Here is a 245-nt window from a genome sequence, read left to right as displayed (position 1 = left end):
GGTCAGGTCCACGCTCACCTGGCGTGAGCTGTATCGCACCAGCGTTCCGCCGCTGCCGGTTTCACGCTCGTTGGGGGGTGGGCCTGAGCAGGCGACCAGTATCAAGATGATGCCGGCCAACGCCAGGTAGCGGCTGGCTTGACGGATCCTCCGCTGCATCCAAAGCGGCATCCAGCAACCGAACGGAAATGATCGCCACGCAGCGCGCTGCACCGATGTCTTGAGTAGGTTGGGTAATGCAATCA

General features: G+C 62.0%; 1 protein-coding gene. It reads right to left on the bottom strand.

The window, feature by feature from the left end; all coding sequences use genetic code 11:
* Positions 1-245: hypothetical protein (locus ACVA58_RS28525; protein WP_446513593.1), on the bottom strand; the 245-nt coding region annotated here is incomplete at both ends.

Source organism: Photobacterium sp. DNB22_13_2 (assembly GCF_052873915.1).
This window is presented reverse-complemented; position numbering and strand designations above follow the sequence as displayed.